The sequence below is a fragment of the Yaniella sp. genome (assembly GCF_030453185.1).
In the GTDB taxonomy this organism is placed as follows: Bacteria; Actinomycetota; Actinomycetes; order Actinomycetales; family Micrococcaceae; genus Yaniella.
Genome location: NZ_JAKDKW010000115.1, coordinates 1 through 4660, shown reverse-complemented (window position 1 = coordinate 4660; position 4660 = coordinate 1). Strand labels below are relative to the sequence as shown.

Annotated in this window: 5 protein-coding genes; 2 read left to right on the top strand and 3 right to left on the bottom strand. The window is 53.3% G+C overall.

What is annotated here, in order from left to right; all coding sequences use genetic code 11:
* Together L0H14_RS11730 and ppk2 are read left to right on the top strand one after the other, a co-directional pair.
* Positions 1 to 881 (top strand): SGNH hydrolase domain-containing protein (locus L0H14_RS11730; protein WP_301421913.1); only part of this gene is annotated, 881 nt, incomplete at its 5' end.
* Between the two features lie 182 nt (positions 882 to 1063).
* Positions 1064 to 1981, top strand: a complete 918-nt coding sequence (gene ppk2 / locus L0H14_RS11725; RefSeq protein ID WP_301419786.1) for a polyphosphate kinase 2 — start codon at positions 1064 to 1066, stop codon at positions 1979 to 1981.
* 165 nt (positions 1982 to 2146) lie between these two features.
* Here ppk2 and epsC read toward each other — a convergent pair whose 3' ends face one another.
* From epsC to msrA, 3 genes are all read right to left on the bottom strand, one after another.
* The gene (gene epsC / locus L0H14_RS11720; protein ID WP_301419785.1) at positions 2147 to 2734 is read right to left on the bottom strand and encodes a serine O-acetyltransferase EpsC; all 588 of its coding nucleotides are present in this window, start codon (positions 2732 to 2734) and stop codon (positions 2147 to 2149) included.
* 154 nt (positions 2735 to 2888) lie between these two features.
* Complete coding sequence (cysK, locus tag L0H14_RS11715) at positions 2889 to 3824, bottom strand: cysteine synthase A (RefSeq protein ID WP_301421912.1); 936 nt, start codon at positions 3822 to 3824, stop codon at positions 2889 to 2891.
* Between the two features lie 81 nt (positions 3825 to 3905).
* Complete coding sequence (gene msrA, locus L0H14_RS11710) at positions 3906 to 4463, bottom strand: peptide-methionine (S)-S-oxide reductase MsrA (RefSeq protein WP_301419782.1); 558 nt, start codon at positions 4461 to 4463, stop codon at positions 3906 to 3908.
* Between the last annotated feature and the right edge of the window lie 197 nt (positions 4464 to 4660).

Below are 4660 nucleotides of genomic sequence, written 5' to 3'. Positions count from 1 at the left end.
CCACCGCAGAAGGTGGCCCTCAAGGTGCTGAAGTCGTTGAGGAGGAACCGGGTGCAGTAGAACCGGTGAAGGAAGCTGAAAGCATCAACCCCGATGTGACCGAAGCGCAAGAAGACCTTGCCGTTGCATACGAAGACGGTTGCCACGGCGATCAAGTGGCATCCACAGTTAAGTCGTGTGTGTATGGAAATGCTGACTCAGATTATGTTGTTGCAGTTGTCGGCGATTCGCATGCAACGCATTGGGTCCCCGCTTTGGAAAAAATAGCCGAGGAGAACGACTGGAGACTCGAGACGTACACCAAGAGTGCCTGTGCGTTGAACTCTGTCGCCGTGGACTACCAGGGAAGTTTCTACGATAGCTGCTATGACTGGAACCAGAAAGTCATGGACGAACTTACAGGTTCGGATGGCCCGGACCATGTCATCGTTAGCGCAGCGTCATATCCTGCAGCAGAAAGTTCCGACGTCCCCGAGGGCGTGAACACCGGTGGCATCGCGGAAGGTCTGGGAGATGCATGGACGCAACTTCAAGACTCTGGTGTAGGTGTGACCGCTATCCTCGATACACCACGCCTGGACCTCGACGTCCCTGAATGCGTGGCTGAACACCCAGATGACCTCACAGAGTGTTCAGAGAAGCGTACAGATGCAATCGAGGCTAGTGCCTATAACGACATGCAGCAGGCGGCTGAAGACACGGAGACAGAGGCGGTCGATCTAACCGACATGTTCTGTTCTGCTGAGTCGTGTTCGGCTGTGATTGGTGATGTGCTCGTGTGGCGGGATCAACACCACATGACGGCCACGTACGCCGAATCACTCACGAGTAGCCTCCAGCTCGAGTTGCGCGAAGAATCGTCTCTCGAGTTTTCCAACTAGCATGTGAAGCTGGCTAAGAGAGGGCTTTGAGTTAACGTATGCATACCTTGATAGGTATGCGTGCGTTAAGTCATTGTTCACCGCCCAGTGGTTAAACTGGAGGGCCTACGCATGTAATTTGTGGCTCGGTCATGCACAATAACAAGTAGACGTTTTATGTGTACGCAATGAAGGAGTATCCCGTGTTCGAAGAACTCATCCCCGATCAGCCTCGTCAGAACCTGCGGGAATTCATCGATACCCTTCGCGACGGTGGCTATCAAGTCACTGACGGGCATACTCCGGATCCGGATCTGATTGATCCCATGGGTAGGGCTGTCGAGACTTGGCGCGAAAACTACCCGTATTCAGAGCGCTTATCGCGTGAAGAATACGAACTCGAAAAATACTATCTGCAGATTGAATTACTGAAACTGCAGTATTGGGCTGAAGACACGGGCCAAAAGATCATCGTCGTGTTTGAAGGTCGCGACGCTGCCGGTAAGGGCGGTACTATTCAGCGGTTCACCGAGTACATGAACCCGCGTACAGCACGTACAGTCGCATTGAATAAGCCCACCGAACGCGAAACGGGGCAGTGGTACTTCCAGCGGTATATCAATCACTTCCCAACGGCCGGGGAAATCGTGCTCTTTGACCGCTCCTGGTACAACCGGGCCGGCGTAGAACGTGTGATGGGCTTCAGCAACGAGAGCCAGTATCATACGTTCATGAACCAAGCGCCAGTTCTAGAAAAATTGCTTGTCGATGATGGTTTCGCGTTGATCAAATTCTGGTTCTCAGTGACACAGACCGAACAGCGAACACGCTTCGCCATCAGGCAGTTGGATCCCGTCCGTCGTTGGAAGCTGTCTCCCGTTGATCTTGAAGCCCTGGACCGGTGGGAGGCCTACACGGAGGCCAAAGAACTCATGTTCTTACACACCGATACGGACCATGCTCCGTGGATCACCGTGAAATCCAACGATAAGAAACGTGGCCGACTTAATGCCATGCGATACTTCTTGAGCCAATTCGATTATGAGGGCAAAGATCACGATGTTGTGGGAGTTCCCGACCCGCTCTTGGTAATGCGCGGACGTGACGCGGTAGGGGACTAACCAGGTACTACAGCTCCGACGCCGCGATGGATGATCTCGCGTCTACGCTTGGAACCGGCGGCTAGTGGTGCACGATCGTTTGCAGCTGAATGAAACTGACCCGTGTGGTTGAGATTCCTCGAAGAAAGCTCAACCACACGGGTCAGTTGTTTGCTGGTATGAAACCTAGATCCACATTGCGGGGTCGACGTACTCGGCTGGATCGACCGCTGGCTTGGCTTCTTCTGCACCCCGGCGGTGACGAACCTGGGCGGGAATCCCGGTTGCAATGGAATCTTCCGGAGTGTTTTTGACCACCACCGCGTTAGCACCAACGGCCGTGCGGGCACCAATAACAACTGGTCCCAGAATTTTGGCACCAGCACCAACGACAACTTCATCTTCAAGGGTCGGGTGGCGCTTCTTCTTCTCAAGTGACTGACCGCCAAGCGTCACACCGTGATACAGCATGACATCGTCGCCAATCTCAGTGGTTTCGCCGACTACTACGCCCATGCCGTGGTCAATAAAAAACCGCCGCCCAATTTCTGCACCGGGGTGAATCTCGATACCAGTGAGGGCTCGGTTGAGCTGCGACAGAAGTCGAGCGGGAGTTTTGAGCTGTTCCGTATCCCACATTTTGTGTGCCAGGCGGTGCATCCAAATCGCGTGGAGGCCGGGATACCCTGCGACGACCTCGAATGTACTGCGGGCGGCCGGGTCACGATCTTTGGCGGCCTGAACGTCCTCACGGAAGCGGCTTAAGAATCCCAATGTATACCTTTCAAGAAAAACTGTTGTTGTTAGGCCCAACACGGGTGACGGCATAATTATTCTATGTGCAGCATCACTGCGAGGTAAGGCTTAAACGGTTCTGCCTTCGGCAGTTACAAATGCCGAAGGCAGAACGGAAAAAATAGCTTGTTAATTAGCCACGGATATCTTCGTAGAGCACGGTGGAAATGTACCGTTCACCGAAGTCTGGGATTACAGCGACGATGAGCTTGCCCTTGTTTTCATCCTTCTGGGCCTCATCAAGGGCTGCAGCAATAGCTGCGCCAGAAGAGATACCGCCGAGGATGCCTTCTTTTGCTCCCAACAGGCGAGAATTCTGTACGGACTCTTCCAGTGTGGCTGCGTACACGGATGAGTAGAGTTCCGTGTCTAGAACTTCCGGGATGAAGTTTGCGCCAATACCTTGAATTTTGTGGGGGCCGGGCTTACCGCCGGAAAGGATTGGTGAATCAGCAGGTTCCACGGCGACAATTTTGACGTCCGAGTTCTGCTCTTTCAAATAACGCCCCGCACCGGTCAACGTACCGCCGGTACCGATGCCCGATACCAGGACATGGACTTTGCCCTCTGAGGCTTCCCATATTTCTGGGCCGGTGGTGTTGTAGTGAATCTCAACGTTGGCCTGGTTGGCGAACTGCTGAGCCAGAATCGAGTTCTCGGTTTCTTCAACGATCTGAGCTGCTTTATCGACCGCACCGCGCATACCATCGGCACCAGGGGTCAGCACGATCTCGGCTCCATATGCACGCAGCATCACGCGGCGTTCATTCGACATGGTTTCCGGCATGGTCAGAACAACGCGGTATCCACGTGCAGCACCAACCATGGCCAGTGCGATGCCGGTGTTACCGGAAGTACCTTCTACGATGGTGCCACCTGGGCGGAGCTTGCCGGACTTTTCGGCAGCATCAACGATGGCTACCCCAATGCGGTCTTTGACTGAGTTGGCCGGGTTGTAGAACTCAATCTTGACGGCCACGTCAGCAGGCAGACCTTCTGTGAGGCGGTTGAGACGAACCAGGGGAGTCTCACCAACTGCCTGAGTGATGTTATCGAGCATCTTTGCCATAGGGGCATCATCCTTTACGGGGTGCAAGCGTTAAAAATTGTTCTTGCGTTTAATAATAGAAGGTCGCGTCGCAAAACGTCATTATTGTAGCCATGCAGAGTAATGTTTGCGCACATTGGCCAGTTTAGGGTTGATTACAACCTGGCAATAACCCCAGCTTGGGTTCCGCTGATAAAAGTTTTGGTGCTCGTCTTCTGCGGGCCACCACTGTTGGTTTTCCTCGATCGTCGTGACAATCGGTTCAGACCAAAACTGCTGGTGACGTTCAATGGCATCTTCAAACAGCTGGCGGTCCTCGACGGACTGTGGGAAGAGCGCCGAACGGTACTGCGGACCAACATCTGCGCCCTGACGGTTCAAGGACGTGGGATCGTGCGAGGCGAAGAGCATATCTAAAATGGTGTCGGCATCAATGATGTCTTGGTCAAAGGTCACTTTGACTGCTTCAGCGTGACCTGTCTGTCCTGTTGTAATCTGCTCGTAGGTTGGATGATCGATGTGACCACCAATGTAGCCGGATTCTGATTCGACGACACCCTTGGTCTGCCGGTAAACCGCGTCCTGACACCAGAAGCAGCCACCACCAACGATAAGTGTTTTGAGATTGCTGTTTTCTTGTGCAATGTGTGGTTCGCTCATACAAACTACAGTACCTTTTCGGGCCAAAATATTCCGGTTCCTCTATCCCAGCGGTGGTTGGGTGTATCCCATGTGGTTGTAGAATAATGCCGGTCACTTCATCATGAAATACCTTTATCGAACCTTGTTGGGCCAAAGGCATATGTACACGCTGTATCGGTATCTCGGTCATCCAGCCACCAACAACATCCAGGCTA

Coding starts and splice junctions, on each gene's coding strand:
- cysK (WP_301421912.1), bottom strand. CDS start 3,824: ATGGCAAAGATGCTCGATAACATCACTCAGGCAGTTGGTGAGACTCCC.
- msrA (WP_301419782.1), bottom strand. CDS start 4,463: ATGAGCGAACCACACATTGCACAAGAAAACAGCAATCTCAAAACACTT.